Annotated in this window: 1 protein-coding gene and 1 pseudogene; both read left to right on the top strand. The window is 71.6% G+C overall.

The annotated features are described in order from the left end of the window. Positions 1-198 (top strand): annotated as a pseudogene (locus tag F8271_RS31485) (IS5/IS1182 family transposase); the annotation flags it as partial. A 69-nt stretch (positions 199-267) separates the two neighbouring features. Next, positions 268-900, top strand: coding sequence for an endonuclease V (locus F8271_RS31480; RefSeq protein WP_225854904.1), 633 nt, complete (start codon positions 268-270; stop codon positions 898-900). Positions 901-1074 lie beyond the last annotated feature (174 nt).

The raw sequence follows: 1074 nt of genomic DNA, 5'->3' as shown, positions 1-1074 counted from the left end.
AAACGCTGGGTCGTGGAGAGAACCAACTCCTGGATGAACGGCTTCGGCAAGATCCGCCGCTGCACCGACCGCAACGCCCAGATCATCGACTTCTACCTGTACCTGGCCGCAGCGATCGTCACCATCCGTCAACTCATCCAACGAGCCCGCACGCTCTACCGCTGGGACACCCGACCCACCACCCGCCGACTCAAGTAACGCCTATTGCCGGTCGCTCTAAGCAGTGCGCCAGGCCTGACGGCCGCGCCGCGCACTGTTGCGGAGGCGGTGGGCGTGCAGGAGGCGTTGCGACCGCTCGTTGACCTGGTCGGGCCGGGCCCGGCCACGCCGGTGATGGTGGCCGGGCTGGACGTCGCGTACGCGCAGAGCGGTGACCTGCTCGCGGCGGCCGTGACCGTGTTGGACGCCCGGACGCTGGCCGTGGTGGATTCCGCGGTGAGCGTGGGTCGGCCGGCATTCGGGTACGTGCCGGGGTTGTTCGCGTTCCGTGAGTTGCCGGCGCTGCTCGCCGCGCTGGATCGGCTGTCCACCCGACCGGACCTGCTGGTCTGCGACGGGCACGGGTTGGCTCATCCGCGCCGGTTCGGGCTCGCCTGCCATCTCGGGGTGGTGACGGGGCTGCCCGCGATCGGGGTGGGTATGACGCCGCTGATCGGTGAGTGGGATCCGGTGCAGCGGGGGCGGGGTTCCTGGTCGCCGCTGCGGGACGGGGGTGACGTCGTCGGCCGGGTGGTGCGGACGCAGGACGGGGTGAAGCCGGTCTTCGTCAGCGTCGGGCATCGGATGAGCCTGGACAACGCCACCACTCAGGTGTTCGCGTTGGCGCCGCGGTACCGGCTGCCGGAGACGACCCGGACCGCCGACCGGCTGTGCCGGGAGGCGCTGGCCCGCGCCCGTTGACCGCGGCACCGGTCGACACGGCCCGGCCGACCGAGCCGACCGAAGGCCGAGCCGACCGAAGGCCGAGCCGGCCGAAGGCCGAGCCGACCGAGCAAATGCCAGGCGGAAGGCCCGGCCGACCGAGCGAAGACCGAGCCGACCGAGCAAAGGCCAGGCGAAGGGCCGTGCGGCGCA

Origin of the sequence: Micromonospora sp. ALFpr18c (genome assembly GCF_008868155.1) — a bacterium.
GTDB lineage: Bacteria > Actinomycetota > Actinomycetes > Mycobacteriales > Micromonosporaceae > Micromonospora.
This window is presented reverse-complemented; position numbering and strand designations above follow the sequence as displayed.